The sequence below is a fragment of the Curtobacterium sp. MMLR14_002 genome, from assembly GCF_001864975.1.
GTDB lineage: Bacteria > Actinomycetota > Actinomycetes > Actinomycetales > Microbacteriaceae > Curtobacterium > Curtobacterium flaccumfaciens.
The window spans coordinates 99430-118109 of sequence record NZ_MJGT01000127.1; the positions used below are offsets into that span (position 1 = coordinate 99430).

Sequence of the window (18680 nt, forward strand, 5' to 3'; positions counted from 1 at the left end):
CACGGTGCCCCGGTCCGAGGTCCTGTTCATCGGCGGGCGCTCCGGCGTGGGCAAGTCCACCGCCGCCGAGGCCCTGCACGACCTGCTCGTCGCGGCGGACGTCCGGCACACGGTGATCGAGGGCGACCTGCTCGACCTCGCGCACCCGGCACCGCACGTCGAACACCCCGAGGCGCGCCTGGCCGAGCGGAACCTCGCCGCGATCTGGGCCGGCTACCGGGCGATCGGGCACCACCGGCTCATCTACACGAACACCGTGTCCGTGCTCGAGCACGAGCGCCTCGCTGCGGCGATGGGCGACGATCCGCTGGTGCGCGTCGTCCTGCTCCGCGCATCCGACGGCGCGACCGCCGACCGGCTCGCACGACGAGCGGGTGGCGCGGTCCCGCAGGCGCAGCTCGCGCACAGCACGCGGACGGCCGGGAGGCTCGACTCGGCCACCGCGGACACGGTCACCCGGGTGGACACCGACGGCCAGAGCCCCGCCCAGGTGGCCGCACGGCTCGCGTCGATCACGGGGTGGCTCGAGCGCTGATCTCCCCGCACGGCCTGTGCAGAGTGGGCGTTCCGTCCACAGTTGTCCCCGGGCGGTGGTCCGCCCAGTCGGGGGCGGGCACGCTGGAGCCATGAACGACAACCGCCTCGGCACCTCGGTCAGCCCCTACCTGCGTCTGCACGCCGACAACCCGGTGGACTGGCGCGAGTGGGGTCCCGAGGCGTTCGCCGAAGCGCGCGAGCGCGGGGTCCCGGTGCTGGTGTCCGTCGGGTACGCCACGTGCCACTGGTGCCACGTCATGGCGCGTGAGAGCTTCGCCGACCCGGAGATCGGCGAGCTGCTCCGGCGGGACTTCGTGTCGGTGAAGGTCGACCGCGAAGAACGGCCGGACGTCGACGCGAGCCTGATGGCCTCGGCGAGTGCGTTCACGCAGCAGCTCGGCTGGCCACTGACGACGTTCCTGACGCCCGACGGCCACGTCTTCTTCGCGGGGACGTACTTCCCACCCACTCCCGTCGGGCAGGTCCCGGCGTTCCGGCAGATCCTGGCCGCGGTGCTCGACGCCTGGACCGAGCGTCGGCACGAGGTCGACGCGAACGCGTCGGCCATCGCGACGGCGATCCGGCAGGGCGCCGTGGCGGACGCGACCGCCCGCTCGGGCGAGGGCGGTGCCGGAGCCGACCCGGGCCTCCCGTCCGTCGACGCCATCCGGGCCGTCACGGACCAGCTGTCCCAGGCAGAGGACACCACCTACGGTGGTTTCGGCGGCGCGCCGAAGTTCCCGAGCACACCGCTGCTCGAGTTCCTCGCCGACGCGGCGGCCGACGGCGACGCCGAGGCCGACGGGTTGCTCGACCGGTCGTTGCACGCGATCCGCGCGTCCGAGCTGACCGACGCCGACGGCGGCGTCTTCCGGTACGCAACCAAGCGCGACTGGAGCGTGCCGCACTACGAACGGATGCTCTACGACAACGCGGGGCTGCTCGCGGTCGCGGGTGCCGAGCAGGCCCGCGGCATCGCCGACTTCCTCCGCGACACCCTGCGCCGGACCGACGGGGCCTTCGTCGCCGCGCAGGACAGCGAGTCGACCATCGACGGCCGTCGCGTCGAGGGCGAGTGGTACCGCCGGCCGATCGCCGAGCGCGCCCAGCTCGACCCGCCACCGCTGGACGACCAGGTCCTCACGGGCTGGAACGGCCTGGCGATCCGGGGGCTCGCGATCGCCGGCGCACGGCACGGCGACCCGGTACTCGTCGCGCTCGCGCGGGGCGCGGCGGACGCGGTCCTCGCCGCCCACGTGCAGGACGGCCACGTGACGGTGCGGTCCAGCACACCGCGCGGGGCGTCCTCTGCTCCGGCCACCGTCGAGGACGTCGGACTGCTCGCCGAAGGGCTGCTCGAACTGGCCCTGGTGACGGGCGAGGTCTCCTACGCGACCGTCGCACGTTCGCTCGTCGACGACGGCCTGGCCGAGCGCTTCGACGTCGACCCGGTGCTGGCCGCGGCGGGGACGGCCACGGGCGAACAGCCGCAGACGGCGATGCGGTCCGGCACCGTGGCGCTGGCGTCGGCTGCCGCGACGCTCGGGGCGCTGACGGGCGACGAGGCACTGCGGGTCGCCGCGGCACGACTCATCGCCGACCGCGCCCGCACCGGGACCGAGCGACCCCTCGGTCACGCGGATGCCCTCGGTGTCGCCCTCGCCCTGCAACGGCCGTCGCGCGAGATCGTCGTCGTCACGAGCGGCACCGACGACCCGATGCGTGCCGTGGCACACCGCGGACGGCGCCCCGGTACGGTCGTCGCCACCACCACGCCTGAGCAGGCACGCGACTGGGCCGAGGCGGGGTTCTCGTTGTTCGAGGGACGCGACGTGCTCGACCCTGCCGCCTACGTCTGCCACGACCGGGTGTGCGAACTGCCGTCCCGGTCGGCGGACGCCCTGGCCCAGCAGATCGCCTGACGCGCCTCCCGCCCGGCGCGCCTGTATCCTGGAATGCTCATGTCTTCTCCGCTGCCCGTCATCACGTACCCGCCCGAACTGCCGGTCTCGCAGCGGCGGGACGACATCGCGGCTGCCATCCGTGACAACCAGGTGGTCATCGTCGCCGGGGCCACCGGCTCGGGCAAGACGACGCAGCTGCCGAAGATCTGCCTCGAGCTCGGTCGTGAGCACATCGGGCACACCCAGCCCCGCCGGATCGCGGCGCGGACCATCGCCGAGCGTGTGGCGGAAGAACTGGGCGGCGGGGAGCTCGGCGGACTCGTCGGCTACCAGGTCCGCTTCACCGACAAGGTGAGCTCCGAGACCCGCGTGAAGCTGATGACCGATGGCATCCTGCTGAACGAGATCCACTTCGACCGCGACCTGAAGCGGTACGACACGATCATCATCGACGAGGCGCACGAGCGGTCCCTGACGATCGACTTCCTGCTTGGCTACCTGAAGCGGCTGCTCCCCCGTCGCCCCGACCTGAAGCTCATCATCACGAGTGCGACGATCGACCCGGAGTCGTTCTCGAAGCACTTCGACGACGCCCCCATCATCGAGGTGTCCGGCCGGACCTACCCGGTCGAGATCCGGTACCGCCCCCTCGTCGCCGAAGACCAGGACGACGACGCCGACGACGAGTCCGACTCCCGCACCGGTGACAGCGGCAACGCAGCCGACGACCGCGACACCCTGCAGGGCATCACCGACGCCCTCGACGAGCTGGCGCAGGAGGACCCGGGCGACGTGCTCGTGTTCCTGTCCGGCGAGAACGAGATCCGCGACGCGCAGGACGCGATCGAGGGCAAGCGCTACCCGGGCACCGAGGTCCTGCCGTTGTACGGCCGCCTGTCTGCCGCCGACCAGCACCGGGTCTTCGAGCGCCGGCACACCCCGGGCATCCGCCGTCGTGTCGTCCTCGCCACGAACGTCGCCGAGACCTCACTGACCGTGCCCGGCATCAAGTACGTGATCGACACCGGGACGGCACGCATCTCGCGGTACTCCCCGCGGGCCAAGGTGCAGCGCCTGCCGATCGAGGCGATCTCCCAGGCCAGCGCCAGTCAGCGCTCCGGTCGAGCGGGCCGCACGAGTGCCGGCATCGCGATCCGGCTCTACTCCGAAGACGACTTCGGCCGACGCCCCGAGTACACCGACCCCGAGATCCTCCGCACGAACCTCGCCGCGGTGATCCTGCAGATGATCTCGCTCGGCTTCGGGGACATCGAGTCGTTCCCGTTCCTGCAACCGCCGGACAGCCGGGGCGTGAAGGACGGCCTCGACCTGCTCCGCGAGCTCCGCGCCGTCGACAAGGACGGCCGCATCACCAAGTCCGGGCGACAGCTGACCCGGCTGCCGATCGACCCCCGGCTCGGTCGCATGGTGCTCGAGGCCGGGCGGCAGGGCGTCGGACGCGAGGTCATCGCCATCGTCAGCGCCCTGAGCATCCAGGACCCCCGCGAGCGGCCCCTCGAGAAGCGTGCGCACGCCGACCAGCTGCACGCCCGGTTCGCCGACCCGACGAGTGACTTCCTGACCCTGCTGAACCTCTGGAACCACATCGAGGAGCAGCAGGAGGAACTGTCGTCGAGCGCGTTCCGCCGGCTGTGCAAGGCCGAGTTCCTGAACTACCTGCGCATCCGCGAGTGGCAGGACCTGTACCGGCAGCTCTCCCGTGCAGCGAAGCAGGTCGACGTCCGAGTCGGGCAGGCCCGCTCCGACGACGGCGACGCCGTGCACCGCGCGCTGCTCTCCGGACTCCTCAGCCAGATCGGGCTGCGCGACCGCGAGAAGCGCGACTACCTGGGCTCGCGGAACACCCGGTTCGTGGTGTTCCCGGGCAGCGTGCTCGCGAAGAAGCAGCCGGACGCCGTGATGGCCGCCGAGCTCGTCGAGACGAGCCGGTTGTTCGCCCGGACCGTCGGCCGGATCGACCCCGCCTGGGTGGAGCCGCTCGCCGGTGACCTGCTCAAGCGCACCTACGGCGAACCGCACTGGGAGAAGAAGCAGGGGGCGGTCGTCGCCTACGAGCGCGTGACCCTGTTCGGAGTCCCGATCGTGCAGCGCCGCCGCGTGCAGTACTCGCGGATCGACCCGGAACACTCCCGCGAGCTCTTCATCCGGCACGCCCTGGTCGAGGGTGAGTGGGAATCGCAGCAGGCCTTCGACCGCGCCAACCGGAAGCTCCGCAAGGAACTCGAGCAGCTCGAGGAACGCACCCGCCGCCGGGACATCCTGCTCGACGACGAGAACGTCTACGAGTTCTACGACGCCCGCATCCCAGCCGACGTCGCCACGACCCGCGACTTCGAGGGCTGGTGGCGGACCACCCGCCGTGAGCAGCCGGACCTGCTCACGATGCGCCGGTCGGACCTGCTGGACGAATCAGCGGCCGAGGCCGCCGAAGACGACGTCGAGTACCCGACCCAGTGGCGGAGCGGCGACCAGCGTCTCGCCATCCAGTACCGCTTCGAGCCCGGCGCACAGGACGACGGCGTCAGCGTGCAGGTCCCCCTCGCGCTCCTGCCCCGGATGCGTGAAGAGGGCTTCGACTGGCAGGTGCGCGGCCTCCGCAAGGAACTCGTCACCGCGCTCATCAAGTCGCTGCCGAAGCAGATCCGCAAGAACGTCGTGCCCGCTGCCGACTGGGCCGAGAAGATCGTCGCCGAGCTGCCCGACGACGCCCCGACCGAGCCGACCGAGTCGTTCCGCGCCACCCTCGCCAAGGCGATCCAGCGCATGACCTACGTCCCGGTCTCCGAGTCCGACTTCGACCTGTCCCGCGTCCCCGCGCACCTGCTGCCGACGTGGGCCGTGGTCGACGAGCGTGGTCGCCGGGTCGAGACCGGCAAGGACCTGTCGGCCCTGCAGACCAAGCTCAAGGACCGGACCCAGCAGAGCGTCGCCTCCGCCACGGCGAAGGGCGCAGGACGGACCGGAGGCGCGGCTCGCGTCGCGTCCGCCGGTACCGGTCGCCCGCTGGAACAGTCCGGGCTCACCGCCTGGCCCGACCAGGACCTGCCGCAGACCCTCGACACCAAGCAGGCGGGCGGCGTCATCCGCGCGTACCCGTCCCTGGTGGAGGAAGGCACCGGTCCGAAGGCGACCGTCGGCGTGCAGCTGCTCGCCACCCCGTCCGACCGCGTCGTCCGGATGCCCGCCGGGGTCCGCCGTCTGGTGATGCACGCGGTGCCGTCGCCCGTGTCGTACATCCAGTCGCACCTGACCGCGCAGGAGAAGCTCGCCCTCGCGGCCAGCCCCTACCCGTCGACCGCCGCGCTGTTCGACGACGTCCTGGCCGCCGTGGTCGACGCCGGCATCCGACGGGCCCACCCGGACGGCCTCGTCTTCACGAAGGCCGAGTTCGAGTCGGTCCGCGATGCCGTGTCGGCCTCCGTCGTCGACACGATGTTCACCGCCGTGTCCGAGGTCGCGGCGGTCCTGGCAGCGCAGCGCTCCGCCGAACGGGCACTCAAGCAGGCGAACTCGATGTCGCTGCTCGCCGCCCTCAGCGACATGCGGCAGCAGATGGAGCGCCTGGTGTTCCCGGGGTTCGTCGCCGTCGCGGGGCTCGACCGGCTGCGCCGCATCCGCGTGTACCTGCAGGGCATCGAGGCGCGCGTGCAGAAGCTGTTGCAGAACCCCGGACGCGACGCGACCTGGATGCGCGAGGTGACCGTGGCGACCGACCGCTACACCGATGCCGGCGGCACCTTCCCGCCCGCGGTCGGGGCGCACCCGGAACTCGTGCACGCTCGGTGGATGCTCGAGGAGTTCCGGCTCAGCCTGTTCGCGCAGGAACTCGGGACCGCCGAGACCGTCTCGTTGCAGCGGATCACGAAGGCCCTGACCGCCGCACGATGACCTTCCGTCGTTGAAACTCACCAGCCTCCATCTCGTACCGAGAAGTGCATCTGGAGCGCTCTTGATTCGTCGATGACGATATCATTGCTGAGTCTCTCGAAGATCTCCTGCAACTGATCGGCGTGCTCGTCAAAGAATTCACCGAGGGGCCTATGAAGCTCGAGACTTGTTTCGCGAAGACCGCCTTCAATCAGGCCAACCGGGACAGGTTCGTTTCCATCGCGTCTCGCCCCGAAAATTGTATATTTCAACCCCCATGCACTGAGCAATTCATTGTTCAACTCACGTTGTGAATTAAAGTAGCGCGCCCCTCCCCAATCACCTGGAGTTGCATAGGATCTAACCAAGCCGCTTTTGAGGTCAACCGAAGCACCGCTCCAAGTAAGACATCCGAAAAGTGCGGGGAACTCCACCTGGTCCGAGTCTGCTGCAGCGATCAGCTGTGGTAGTAGATCTGCAAGATTCGCGGTATACCCTCCGTGCAAAAGAGACTGAACAATGTCCCCTTCGTCATAGATGCCAACCTTGACGACATCGGAGAATTTGACAGCTTCTAGTTCATTCAGCCATGCTTGCAATATATTTCCCCAGGCAGAATTGAATCGAGTAACGCGCTCTACACCGCCTCGGAATTTCCGCCAGTGGCCACGATGGCTTCTACGAGAATCTATCTTTAGAGTACTATCCGAAAGGGCCCCGCCCCACCCATCGAGCATGTCGGCGAGGTCCGATTCCGGGTAGATTAATTCATCCTCGAAAACACCTGACCGCAGCCACTTATCGGCCACCCACCCATGATGCCCAAGTAGTGCACTCACTCGAGATGGATCGGAGGGAAGAAGTGAGTGATCTGACCATTCAAGGCCCGTCCGGACGATTTCTTCATCTGTATAGTCCTCTAGGTCTTCTCGCTCAAACTCTTCCTGTTTCATGAGAAGTTCAACCATGTATTCTCGAACAGATCGATCCGTCACCGCGCCCATGGCTACAACTATCATTTTGCCATGAAGGGGATTACTAAGTGAGTAGCCCACAAAATCGGGGGCACCGAGGTCAACGAGAGCCGTCCGCATCTTTTCCCATTCATCCTCCGGCGTGGCCCCACTGAGCCCCTCAAATCGCCATTGCGTCTCTGTGATCGTTCGCGCCTCCGGAACAGGGAGTGGCTCAACTCTTGCGGCCGAAACAGGTGTAACGCCATCCAAGCCGACGGTCAACTCGTAGCCTTCTAGGGGAAAGTCAGCAGATTCGACATAATAGCTGAACGGCACTAGAAGCTCTCGCCATGTCGTCGACACAATGATAGTTCTAAGCATGTCAGGGGATAGACCGCGAGATTGCGTCAGGAGACGCGCGTACTTGCCAATCTCGTGAAGCGCTTCTCGGGCTGCATTGTCAGAACGTTTCAGTTCAATGACAATAAACACTCCAGTCGAATCCCTAGCAAGAATGTCGATAAATCCACTGGAGCCGCTATCATTGTTCAGTTTGTAGTTATTCTTGACAAGCTGGAGGCCGGGTTCGATGAGGTCCAACTTCTTGGATAGCTGGTCGCGGATGAGATCTTCTAGGGCAGGCATGACGCATTCTTACCATCGACAGAAGCCTTTCTCTATACCGAGAGCGTTCAAGTCACAGCCCACGAACCTACGACCGGGTGGCCGGCCTTCGACCTGGCGGCCATTACAGGGAGCTCAACATGAGAGACAGTTCCCCGATCTGCGGATCACGAAGGCCCTGACCGCCGCGCGCTGATGGGTCTACCGTGTCGGCCATGATCGGCACACTCGACGTCGTCGTCCTGGACTGCCCGGACACCCGCGCCCTCGCCCGCTTCTACGCCGAGCTGCTCGGCGGGGAGATCGTCGGCTTCGACGAGGACTGGGCGGAGCTCGCCCTCCCGTTCACCGACCACCGTCCGATCCTGGCGTTCCAGCAGGTCGACGACTACCGGGCGCCGGACTGGCCGGGGCAGACGGTCCCGCAGCAGAGCCACCTCGACGTGAAGGTCGACGACCTGGACGACGGCGAGGCCGCGGTGCTCGCGATCGGTGCGACGGCCACGGGGTCGGGCACGGAGACGTTCCGCGTCTACCTCGACCCCGCGGGGCACCCGTTCTGCCTCATCCGGCCGTCGGACTGACCGGTTCGGTCGCCAGGCCCTCGACCACGGTGACGTTCGGCAGTGCGGTGAGTGCTGCGCCGGGCAGGAACAGCTTCGCGGCGCGGCGCCCGGCGCCGATGACGACCTCGGGGGCGTCGAGGACGCGCGCGTCGATGTAGAGTGGCCACGACGACGGCAGCCCGATCGGGGTGATGCCGCCGTACTCCATGCCGGTCAGCTCGACCGCTTCGTCCATCGGGGCGAAGCTCGCCTTGCGGACGTCGAGCAGTTGCTTCACGACCCGGTTCACGTCGAGCTTCGTCGATGCGAGGACGACGCAGGCGGCGTAGCGGACCTCGTCGCCGCGCTTCCCTGCGACGACGATGCAGTTGGCACCGCCGGCGAGCGGGTAGCCGTACGCCTCCGAGAACGCGGCCGTGTCGGCGAGGTCCGCGTCGATCGGGGCCCCCTCGATCTTCATGACGACCTCGGTCGGCAACGCGACGAGGGCTTCGGCGACGGGGATCGCGAGGAATCCGGTGGCGACCAGGGCGGGAACACGTTCGAGCGTCGGCATGGCTCCACCGTAGGGAAGCGATCCCGCACGAGGGTGGAGCCATGACCGAACTCCGGGCGATCGACGTCGACCAGTGGCCCCGCCGGGAGCACTTCGAGCACTACCGGCACCGGGTGCCGTGTGCGTACGAGGTGACCGTCGAGCTCGACGTCACCGCCTTCGTCGAGCGCGTCCGAGCAACCGGCCGTCGGACCTACGCGTCACAACTCTGGGCCATCGCGACCGTGGTGAACCGGCACGACGAGTTCCGGATGCAGCTGCTGGACGACGGCTCCCCCGCCGTGTGGGACTGCGTCCACCCGATGTTCACCGTGTTCCACCCGGACACCGAGACGTTCTCCGCCCTCGTCGTGCCGTACGACGACGACTTCGGCACCTTCCACGACGCTGCGGTGTCGACGATGACGGAGTACCGGGACGACACCCGGATGTTCCCGCAGGACGACCGGCCCGGCAACGTGTTCGACGTCTCGACCCTGCCGGGGGCGTCGTTCACCGGCTTCTCGTTGCAGGTGCGCGACGGCTGGGACCACCTGCTGCCGATCATCACGCTCGGCGGGTACCGGACCGCTGGTGACCGGACGCTGCTGCCGCTGGCGCTGCAGGTCAACCACGCGGCTGCCGACGGCTTCCACACGACCCGGCTGCTGCGCGAGCTCGAGGAGCTCTTCGCCGATCCCTCGTGGCTCAGGTCCTGAGTTCGGTCCGGCGGGGCTTCAGGCGGTCGGGTGCGTCCGTTGCCGGTACCCACTCGCACGTGAAGGTCCCGCGGTAGCCGAACAAGAACCCGAACAGCGCGTTGCGCACCTCGAGGTCGACGTGGAACGACTCGTCCTCGTCGGACCAGTACTCATGCAACGTCGCCCGGCCGCTGAAGAGCATCGGGAACCGGAAGGCGATCGGCCCCTCGTAGAAGCGCTGAGCGTCCGAGGTGAGCACCAGCCCACCCCGGTCGTCGACGACGAGGTCGAGGTCCACCGCCAGGTGCTGGTGCGAACCGAGGTAGTCCAGCACCCGCCCACCGACGAGGACCATCGTGGCGTCGAAGCGCGCGGTGCGCCCCGGGCGGGTCGTGTAGGTGCGGACGAAGGTGACGGTCTCGCGTCCGTGAGCATCCCGGTAGGGGTAGTTCTCGATGGTGAAGGGCACGTCGTCGCCGACGTCGGGAACCAGGATGTTCCGGAGCCGCCCGATCTGCAGGAACGGAACGGTCCACCACGGACCCCGGCGGATGGAGGTCATCACCCCGCGCCCGATGCACGCTTCGGCGGCATCCAGGCCGACGCCGAAGCGCCGTTGCATCATCGGGTGCAACCGGTGGAAGTCTGCGCCGAGCGCCGCCTGGAACACCGAGGTCATCGCTGCTCCGCCGGGTCCGGTAGAGCGGCGAGAGTCGCGGGCGCGTCGCGCAGGTGGTCGCCTCGTCGGGTGCCCCCACGCGGTGCTCTTGACGACCGGGAGGCCCGTGGCCGGTCCCGGCGCCACACCTGCAGCACACTCGCCAACTGCCAGGTCTCGGGGTCGCCGCCGCCTTCCAACCAGACGCGGAGCCGGTCGAAGCTCCATGCAGTCGCCCAACCGAGCAGCGGCCGGACGACCACGTCGAGTGCTCCCCATCCCGGGTCGTAGTCGTACCCCGTGATGAAACGGGTGCGGCCGTCCTCGGTCGGGACGTACTTCCAGTACCCACGACCGTGTCGGATCGGCGACAGGCGGTCCCGGGTGGAGAAGCGCAGAGCCGACGTCCGTGTGCCGTCCAACCGGAGTCGCTCGCCGAGGCTCACGCCCGTGCCGTGGACGTCGTGCACGGCGGACCGCCGGACGTACGTGAAGCGGGCTGCTCCGTCGGCGTCGGCCGGTTCCGGGACGATCTCGGAGAACCGGACGTCCCACCGCACGTGCTGTCCCGGGGTCTGCGTCGCTTCCCAGACCCGCTCGACGTCCGCGTCGATGATCGTCTCGACGTAGATGCCCCGGTTGCCCACACCCCGAGCGTAGGACACCACTGGCAACCGGTCCCCGCTGGCGCACCCCGCCGTCCCACCGCATCTCCTACGCTGACCCCATGACGTCGCAGTCGGACTCCCCCGCCCGCAAACGCATCGGGCTCGTCGGCGCGGGCGGCATCTCGGTCGCCCACCTGCCCGGGCTGCTCCGCCTGGGCGACGTGGTGGTGCACGCTCGCGAGGGCGCCCACGAACTCGTCGCCGCGTTCACCGACACCGCGCGGGCCGAGGGCAGCACGATCACCGTCGCCGACAGCCTCGACGAGCTCCTCGCCGGGGTCGACGTCGTCGACGTGGTGGTCCCGACGCACGCTCACGCCGAGGTCGTCCGTGCGGCGATCGCGGCCGGCAAGGACGTCGTCTCCGAGAAACCCCTGGCCCGGACCGACGCGGACGCGGCGGACCTGGCGGCCCGCGCTGCTGACGCAGGCGTGCAGCTCTACCCGGCCCAGGTGGTGCGCTGGTTCCCTGCGTACGCGCGCCTGCACGAGGCCGCGACCACGGGCCTCCTGGGCGACCTGGCGGTGTTGCGGTTCTCGCGGTCCGGCGCCTTCCCCACCCACGTCCCCTGGTTCGGCGACCGCGCCCTGTCGGGCGGGATCGTGATGGACCAGATGATCCACGACCTCGACATCGCACGCTGGGTGGCGGGCGAGGTGACCCGCGTGTCAGCGGTGAGCGTCCGCGCGGGTTCCGAGGCGGAGCCGGTCGAGGCGGCGCACGTCCTGCTCACGCACGAGTCGGGCGCGATCAGCCACGTCGCCGGGCTGTGGGGGCCGCAGCACCTGGCCTTCACGACCGAGTACTCGGTCACGGGGACGCTCGGCAGCCTGTCGCACTCGTCCCGGGCAGAGGAGGACACCCGGAGTGACCTGGCGGCACCGGCTTCCGTGGACGGTTTCCTGCCGACGGTCGACCCGGCGGACGACCCGTACGCGCTGGAGCTCGCCGACTTCCTCGCCGCGTTCGACGGCGGTGCACGGCCCCGGGTGACCGTGGACGACGGCGTCGCCGCGGTGCGGATCGCGAACGCGGCGATCGCCTCGATCGAGTCCGGCCAGCCGGTCGAGGTCGCGCGGTGACGCTCCGGGTCGGGGTGCTCTCCTTCGCCCACACGCACGCCATCAGCTACCTCGGCGCCCTGGCGGCGATGCCGGACGTCGAGGTGCGCGGCACGGACCCGGGCGGGACCTCGACGGGGACGGAACTCGGCGACCTGCGCGGCGCCGAACTGGCACGCGCGCTCGGCGCCGGGTACGCGGACTCCGTCGACGAGCTGCTCGCCTGGGGCCCGGACGCCGTGATCGTCACGAGCGAGAACGCGCGGCACCGCGAGCACGTCGAGCTCGCGACGGCAGCGGGGGCACACGTGCTCTGCGAGAAGCCGCTCGCGACCTCGTGGCAGGACGGCCTCGCCATCCGCGAGGCGGTGGACCGCGCCGGGGTGCTGCTGATGATGGCGTTCCCGGTGCGGTTCGCGTCGGCGTTCGACCGGCTGCGCGCGACACGGGACTCGGGCGCACTCGGCACGGTGTTCTCGGTGCGGGGCGCGAACAACGGCATGCTCCCGCTCGCCCGGGACTGGTTCACCGACGTCCGACTGAGTGGAGGCGGCGCCCTCGTCGACCACGTCGTGCACGTCGGCGACCTGATCGACGGGCTGACCGGAGCGGCGCCGGTGTCGGTCACCGCGGTCGCCAACCGGGTGCTGCACGCGGACCGCGCGAACGCCGAGACCGCGGGCCTGGTGACCATCACGTACGACGACGGCACGATCGCGGCGATCGACTGCTCGTGGAGCCGACCGGACACGTCGCCGGTGTGGGGTGGGCTGACGCTCGACGTCGCCGGGACCGGTGGCACGGTGTCGGTGGACTTCTTCGGAGCGGCTGCTCGCGGGCTCGACGCGGTCGGGGGCCGTCCGATCGAGCTCCGGTACGGACCCGACCACGACCTGCCGATGCTCCGGACGTTCCTGGCGGCCGTGGAGTCCGGGGAGCAGCCGCAGCCTGACGTCGGGGTCGGACTCCGGACGCTGTCGATCGTGTTGGCGGCGCAGGAGTCGGTGCGGACGGGCAGGACGGTCCCGGTGCAGGTCGCGGGCTGAGCGCTGCCCTGCTCCGCACCGCCGCCACCGCCCCGCGCTACGCTCGTCCCGATGCGCGCAACCGTGCGGGACGTGGCCGCCCTCGCCGGGGTGTCCCCGAAGACCGTCTCCAACGTCGTCAACGGCGGCGTGGTCGTGCGCCCGGAGACCCGCGAACGCGTCGAGCGGGCGGTCGCCGAGCTCGACTACGTGCCGAACCTGTCCGCCCGCGGGCTCCGGAACGGCCGCTCCGGAGCCATCGCGTTGACGCTGCCGGAGATGGGCAGCGCCTACTCCGCCGAACTCGCGCAGTCCTTCGTGGAACTCGCCCGCGAACGCGGCTGGGTCGTGCAGCTCGAGCAGACGGGCAACGACCCGGCCCGCGAACGCGAGCTGGTCTCCCGTGCCCGGGCACACCTGGTGGACGGGCTGATCCTCAACCCGGTGTCGCTCAGCGCGAGCGTCCTGGCCTCGACCGAGGGGCTGCCGCCGACCGTCGTCATCGGCGAGGTCGAGCCCGAGCACGTCGACCAGGTGCACGTCGACAGCCGCGCGGCAGCCGAGCAGGTCACCGAACACCTCATCGCCCACGGGCACCGGCGCATCGCGATCGTCGGCGCGTCACCCGAGGGCGCCGCGACGGCGACGAGCGAGCTCCGCGAACGCGGGTACACCGCCGCGCTCGCCGCCGCCGGCATCACGCCCGACCCCTCGCTTCGTGTCCCGCTGCCGTCGTGGACCACGAGTTCCGCGGCGACGACCTTCGCGGCCTGGCTCGACGAGCACCCCCTGCCCGACGCCGTCTTCGCCTTCACCGACTCGATCGCGTTCGGGGTGCTGCACGTCCTCGCCGCTCGCGGCGTCCGCGTGCCCGAGCAGGTCAGCGTCATCGGGTTCGACGACGTCGACGCGGCCGCGTACGCGATCCCGTCGCTCAGCACGGTGTCGTTCGACCGTCGGGCCTTCGCGACGGCGGCGCTCGACCTGCTGACCCGGCGGATCGCGGACCGCACTGCCGCGCCGGAGACCGTCGTCGTGCCGCACCGGATCGTCGAGCGCGCGAGCGTCGGCGACCGCCCGCGCTGACGCCGCCGCCGCGCCGCTGCGGCCGCCGCGCCGTTTCGCGCTGGCCGACACCTCACGCGGTCGCGCGCCCACGAAGTGTCGTTCAGCGCGAAAGACCGCCAGCGCCGCCGCCGCCAGAGCCGCCGCCCCCGCCCGGATCCGCCGCCGCCAGCACCGCCGACCGCGTCCGCGCATCACCGAGGATCCGGAAGTGCCCACCCACCGGCAGCCGCACGTTCGTCGCCCCCTGGAGCTCGCTCCCCTCGGGGATGAGCGTGTCGAACACCCCGTACACCGAGGTGATCCGCGCGTTCGCGTCGAGTTCCCGCGCCAGCCCCGCCAGCACCGGGTCGGCCGCCCGGAACGCCCGCAGGTGCGGCACCGGCGCGAGCCGCGCGTAGACCGACCCCGCGAAGGGCGTCGAGACCGCGACCATCCGGTCGATCCGCTCGTGCTGGTCGAGCTGCGTCATCGCGTACTTGCCGATGAGCCCGCCCTTGCTGTGTGCGAGCACGAGCACGTTCCGCAGGTCCTGTTCCTCCAGGGTCGCGATCACCTCGCGCGCCGAGTCCGGCACGGGTCGCAGGTTGTGCCGCAGGACGGGCAGCACGTGCACCGGGTGTCCCCGGTCGTGGAGCGCGTCCATCAGCGGCCGCATGAAGTGCCAGGTCTCGTAGACGCCGGGGACCACGACGACGGGCTGCCCGGCGCCGGTCCGGTAGTCGTCCGCGGTGGTCGGGCCGAAGCTGCGCACCTGCCAGCGTGCCGCGTACCCCCAGTCGAGTGCGGCCCACCACGCGCGTCGCACCAGCGGGACACGGCCTGGAGGCCCGGATCGCGCCGTCCGCGCCGCCTCCGTCCCCGACGTGGTCGGCCGGGTCATCGCAGCCCCTCCAGGCGCTCGGCGTTGCGGAACGTCTCGAGGAGGCGTGCGAAGGCGTCCGGCTGCCGTTCCTGCACGTGGTGCGGGCCGGCCAGTTCCACGAAGGTGCCGTTCGGCGCAGCGGCCGCGACCCGAGCCGACCAGTCGTGCCGCGCGATCGGGTCCTGGGCGCCGCGGACGACGAGGACGGGCTGCATCACCTCGGCGATCGTCTGCTCGGTCGGGTAGCGGAGCATCGGCCCGAGCTCACGCGTGTACTGCCGCATGCTCCGCAGGTAGTCGGTGACCAGGACGCCGTTCATCCGGACCCCCTCGACGAACCCGTCGCGGCCCAGGTCGAGCGCCTGCAGCGGGAGCGATCGCCGCTCGGAGTCGATCACCGGACCGACGAGCACGATCGCCGCGACGGTCTCCGGGTGGCGCCGGGCAGACTCGACCACGACCTGGGCACCCATCGACTGCCCGACGAGCACCAGGTCGCCGTCGACCAGGTGGCGGACCGCCCGAACGACCACGTCGCCGAGCTCCTCGATGGGCAGCCGCCGACCGGCCGCGGGCAGCCAGCCGAACCCCGGCAGGTCGACGCTGATCGTGCGGTGCTGAACGGCGACGGCGCGCTGCGACCGGGCGAAGGACCGGTGCGACATCCCGATGCCGTGGACGAACACGACGGTGGGGTCGGTGTCGTCGCGGACCGGCTCTCGCGCCGCCATGGTGTGCAGGCGCACGGGCAACCCGTCGATCCGGACGGTCTCCACAGCAGCGCGCACGAGCCGAGGCTACGCGGCGGTTCGCAGCACCGGGTCAGCCTCGTCATCGGCTGTGCATAGCCGCGCCGTGTGCACTCCTGGCATGAGCGACACCACTCCCACCAACGGCCACGGACCGGACGGCTCCGACCCGGCGAACCGGGCGACCACGCCGACCGGCTGGGGCGCCGCCCCGACCCCGACGTCGACCTCCACGCTCGACGCCCCCGCGCCGCAACAACAACAGCAGCAGCAGCAGCAGCAGCAGCCGTACCGCGCGGATGCCGGCGCCAGGAACCCGGGCGCCTGGGACTCCACCGCCCCGAACGGTGCCACCCCCTGGTACGGAGCCGCAGCTGGCGCCGCGAGCCCGACCAACCGCCGCAGCACCGGCCCGAAGCCCCCGTGGTTCTGGCCGCTCCTCGCCGCGATCGTCGGACTCGCCGCACTGCTCGTCGGCGGAGGCGTCGGGTTCGCCATCGGCCACGCGATCGGTGCAGACCGGACGCAGTCGACGACGCAGGTGCCCGGCACGAACCGGTTCCCGGGCAACGGCACCGGCCAGGCCCCCGGGTACGGCTCCGGCAGCAGCGACGGGAGCAGCAGCGACGGCACGAGCGACGGCGGCAGCACCGACGGCACCGGGAGCTGACCGGCGGGTACGATCCGTCCCATGCGGAAGACCACTGCCGGTCTGTTCACGTCGGTCGACGGCGTCGTGCAGGACCCCTACGAGTTCCAGTACGACAGCTTCGACGACGAGCTCGGCGCCGGGATGGGTGCCTTCATGGCCCGCACCGACACCGTTCTGCTCGGCCGGAACAGCTACCTCGAGTGGTCCGAGTGGTGGCCCGCCCACCCGGAGGACCCCTTCGGGCAGTGGATCAACCCGATCGAGAAGCACGTGGCCTCCACCACGCTCGGCGACGACCTGACCTGGCAGAACAGCACGCGGATCCCGGGCGACGTCCCCGCGTTCGTGCGCGACCTGCAACAGCGCGAGGGGGCGGACATCGCCGTGTGCGGCAGCGTCACGCTCGTCCGCAGCCTGCTGTTCGCCGGGGTCCTCGACGAACTGCAGCTCATGATCCACCCGGCGATCGCCGGCCGTGGCCGGCGACTGTTCGAACCGACCGATCCGCCCACGCGCCTGCGTCTGGTCGACAGCACCGTGACGAGCAAGGGGAACGTGCTGAACACCTACGGGCGGTTCGACGCCTGACGGACGCACCACGGGCCTCCCGGCCTCTGCCCGTCATGCGCCCCGGCAAACCGCGCGTACCCTCGTGGGTGACCATCCGCACCCGAGGAACACCGGAGCAAGCATGACCCAGGACACCCGCCCGCACGTCGTCATCGTCGGCGGTGGATTCGCCGGTGTGGCCGCCATGCGGGAGCTCGCCGACGCGCCGGTCCGGGTGACCCTGGTCGACCGTCACGTCTACAACATGTTCCAGCCCCTGATGTACCAGGTGGCGACGGGCGGCCTGAACGCCGGCGACGTGACGTACTTCCTGCGCTCGCTCCGGGCCCGCCAGTCGAACGCCGAGTTCCGTCACGGCCTGCTCACCGGCATCCGCACCGACGAGCGCATCGCCGAGATGTCCGACGGCGAGCACCTGCACTACGACTACCTGATCCTCGCCAACGGCGTGAACACGAGCTACTTCGGCACCCCCGGTGCGTACGAGTACGCGTACTCGATGTACTCCCGCTCGCAGGCACTCCGCATCCGCGACGAGCTGTTCACCCGGCTCGAAGAAGCGGCGGCCAACCAGGGCCCCGACGAGATCCGCATCGTGATCGTCGGTGGCGGTGCGACCGGTGTCGAGATGGCCGGCGCGCTCGCCGAGCTCCGCGACCAGGCACTCGTCGGCGCGTACCCGGAGATCGAACGCGGCAACATCTCGATCACGCTCGTGCATCGCAGCGGCGAGCTCCTCAAGCCGTTCGCCCCGCGCCTGCGCCGCTACGCAGCCAAGGTGCTCCGCAAGCGCGGTGTCGTGCTGCGGCTGAACACCGGCGTCTCCGAGGTCAAGCGCGACGGCGTGATGACCGCCGACGGCGAGTTCATCCCCGCGTCGCAGGTGATCTGGGCGACCGGTGTCGCCGCTCACAAGGAGGTCTCCGGCTGGGGCCTGCCGCAGACCCACGGTGGCCGCATCCAGGTGAACGACGACCTGAGCGTGAAGGGCGCCGAGCGGATCTTCTCCGCCGGCGACATCGCCGCGCAGGACGACGCCCTCGCCCAGCTCGCCCAGCCCGCGCTGCAGGGCGGCCGGCACTCGGCGCGGCAGATCGTGCGCCTGCTCGAGGGCAAGGCCACCGAGCGCTTCAAGTACTTCGACAAGGGCACCATGGCGACGATCGGCACGAACGCCGCGGTCGCCCAGCTGCGCGGCGGGATCACGATGGTCGGCCCGGTCGCCTGGCTCGCTTGGGTGTTCGTGCACATCACGAGCCTGCTCGGCGCCGGCAACCGGATGTCGACCCTGACCCACTTCTTCGTCCGCTACGTGTGGTTCATGCGGAAGCGCTCGATCCCGATCGTCGGCGACGTGCGCCCGGTGCGCCCGAACGGCGACCGCGAGCCGGACCCCTGGCAGCTGCAGAAGGCCGAGTAGCCGCGCGCGTTCGCTCGCACGCTCGCTTGGTGAGCAGGAACGGTCGGGTCCGCACGTCGGACCCGACCGTTCCTGCTCACGGTGTGCGTGCGGTGGACGCGGGGCGCGACGGCCTGGAGGCGCGCTGCGGGCCGGCCACGGGCCTCCCGGCCGGCGCGTGGTGCGCGGGGCTGGCGCCGACGCATGGTGCGGACCGCGGGGCCGGCCGACGCGGAACGACCATGTCGCTGTCGTAC

17 protein-coding genes are annotated in these 18680 nt (G+C 70.3%); 11 read left to right on the top strand and 6 right to left on the bottom strand.

What is annotated here, in order from left to right; all coding sequences use genetic code 11:
- The first annotated feature begins 4 nt into the window (after positions 1 to 4).
- From BIU91_RS17865 to hrpA, 3 genes are all read left to right on the top strand, one after another.
- Positions 5 to 535, top strand: a complete 531-nt coding sequence (locus tag BIU91_RS17865) for an ATPase (protein WP_071406532.1) — start codon at positions 5 to 7, stop codon at positions 533 to 535.
- A gap of 91 nt (positions 536 to 626) precedes the next feature.
- Complete coding sequence (locus BIU91_RS17870) at positions 627 to 2459, top strand: DUF255 domain-containing protein (protein ID WP_071406533.1); 1833 nt, start codon at positions 627 to 629, stop codon at positions 2457 to 2459.
- Positions 2460 to 2498: 39 nt separating this feature from the next.
- Entirely contained in the window at positions 2499 to 6350 is a 3852-nt protein-coding gene (hrpA, locus tag BIU91_RS17875) for an ATP-dependent RNA helicase HrpA (protein ID WP_071406534.1), read from the top strand.
- Between the two features lie 17 nt (positions 6351 to 6367).
- Here the strand turns inward: hrpA and BIU91_RS18335 are convergent, their stop codons facing one another.
- The gene (locus BIU91_RS18335; protein ID WP_084741469.1) at positions 6368 to 7930 is read right to left on the bottom strand and encodes an endonuclease NucS domain-containing protein; all 1563 of its coding nucleotides are present in this window, start codon (positions 7928 to 7930) and stop codon (positions 6368 to 6370) included.
- 194 nt (positions 7931 to 8124) lie between these two features.
- Between BIU91_RS18335 and BIU91_RS17880 the strand changes: the two genes are divergently transcribed.
- Positions 8125 to 8493: a VOC family protein gene (locus BIU91_RS17880; RefSeq protein ID WP_071246991.1), complete on the top strand. Its 369-nt coding sequence runs from the start codon at positions 8125 to 8127 to the stop codon at positions 8491 to 8493.
- On the opposite strand, the gene BIU91_RS17885 is transcribed toward BIU91_RS17880, so the two are convergent.
- Positions 8474 to 9031, bottom strand: coding sequence for a YbaK/EbsC family protein (locus BIU91_RS17885; protein WP_071246993.1), 558 nt, complete (start codon positions 9029 to 9031; stop codon positions 8474 to 8476). The two genes, BIU91_RS17880 and BIU91_RS17885, sit on opposite strands and share 20 nt — an antisense overlap.
- A 41-nt stretch (positions 9032 to 9072) precedes the next feature.
- Here BIU91_RS17885 and BIU91_RS17890 point away from each other — a divergent pair, with 41 nt between their 5' ends.
- Positions 9073 to 9729: a CatA-like O-acetyltransferase gene (locus BIU91_RS17890; protein ID WP_071406535.1), complete on the top strand. Its 657-nt coding sequence runs from the start codon at positions 9073 to 9075 to the stop codon at positions 9727 to 9729.
- Here BIU91_RS17890 and BIU91_RS17895 read toward each other — a convergent pair.
- The gene (locus BIU91_RS17895; protein WP_071406536.1) at positions 9719 to 10390 is read right to left on the bottom strand and encodes a DUF4166 domain-containing protein; all 672 of its coding nucleotides are present in this window, start codon (positions 10388 to 10390) and stop codon (positions 9719 to 9721) included. The two genes, BIU91_RS17890 and BIU91_RS17895, sit on opposite strands and share 11 nt — an antisense overlap.
- Complete coding sequence (locus BIU91_RS17900) at positions 10387 to 11016, bottom strand: SRPBCC family protein (protein ID WP_071406537.1); 630 nt, start codon at positions 11014 to 11016, stop codon at positions 10387 to 10389. The genes BIU91_RS17895 and BIU91_RS17900 overlap by 4 nt, the downstream gene beginning before the upstream one ends.
- 80 nt (positions 11017 to 11096) lie before the next feature.
- Here BIU91_RS17900 and BIU91_RS17905 point away from each other — a divergent pair, with 80 nt between their 5' ends.
- Genes BIU91_RS17905 through BIU91_RS17915 form a run of 3 tightly spaced genes read left to right on the top strand, consistent with a single transcriptional unit; the run spans position 11097 to position 14209 of the window.
- Positions 11097 to 12119, top strand: a complete 1023-nt coding sequence (locus BIU91_RS17905; RefSeq protein ID WP_071406538.1) for a Gfo/Idh/MocA family oxidoreductase — start codon at positions 11097 to 11099, stop codon at positions 12117 to 12119.
- Positions 12116 to 13144, top strand: a complete 1029-nt coding sequence (locus BIU91_RS17910) for a Gfo/Idh/MocA family oxidoreductase (protein ID WP_071406539.1) — start codon at positions 12116 to 12118, stop codon at positions 13142 to 13144. The genes BIU91_RS17905 and BIU91_RS17910 overlap by 4 nt, the downstream gene beginning before the upstream one ends.
- Before the next feature lie 51 nt (positions 13145 to 13195).
- Positions 13196 to 14209, top strand: a complete 1014-nt coding sequence (locus tag BIU91_RS17915) for a LacI family DNA-binding transcriptional regulator (RefSeq protein WP_071406540.1) — start codon at positions 13196 to 13198, stop codon at positions 14207 to 14209.
- An 82-nt stretch (positions 14210 to 14291) separates the two neighbouring features.
- Here BIU91_RS17915 and BIU91_RS17920 read toward each other — a convergent pair whose 3' ends face one another.
- Positions 14292 to 15071, bottom strand: a complete 780-nt coding sequence (locus BIU91_RS17920; protein WP_366556907.1) for an alpha/beta hydrolase — start codon at positions 15069 to 15071, stop codon at positions 14292 to 14294.
- Positions 15068 to 15841: an alpha/beta fold hydrolase gene (locus BIU91_RS17925; RefSeq protein WP_139196517.1), complete on the bottom strand. Its 774-nt coding sequence runs from the start codon at positions 15839 to 15841 to the stop codon at positions 15068 to 15070. The genes BIU91_RS17920 and BIU91_RS17925 overlap by 4 nt, the downstream gene beginning before the upstream one ends.
- An 82-nt stretch (positions 15842 to 15923) precedes the next feature.
- Between BIU91_RS17925 and BIU91_RS17930 the strand changes: the two genes are divergently transcribed.
- The 3 genes from BIU91_RS17930 to BIU91_RS17940 all read left to right on the top strand — a co-directional run bounded on the left by BIU91_RS17930 (position 15924) and on the right by BIU91_RS17940 (position 18444).
- The gene (locus BIU91_RS17930; protein ID WP_071406542.1) at positions 15924 to 16472 is read left to right on the top strand and encodes a hypothetical protein; all 549 of its coding nucleotides are present in this window, start codon (positions 15924 to 15926) and stop codon (positions 16470 to 16472) included.
- Positions 16473 to 16493: 21 nt separating this feature from the next.
- On the top strand, positions 16494 to 17042 hold the full coding sequence (locus tag BIU91_RS17935) for a dihydrofolate reductase family protein (RefSeq protein ID WP_071406543.1): 549 nt from the start codon (positions 16494 to 16496) through the stop codon (positions 17040 to 17042).
- 103 nt (positions 17043 to 17145) lie between these two features.
- Positions 17146 to 18444 (top strand): NAD(P)/FAD-dependent oxidoreductase, encoded by a 1299-nt coding sequence (locus BIU91_RS17940; protein ID WP_071406544.1) that lies wholly within the window; start codon positions 17146 to 17148, stop codon positions 18442 to 18444.
- Positions 18445 to 18680 lie beyond the last annotated feature (236 nt).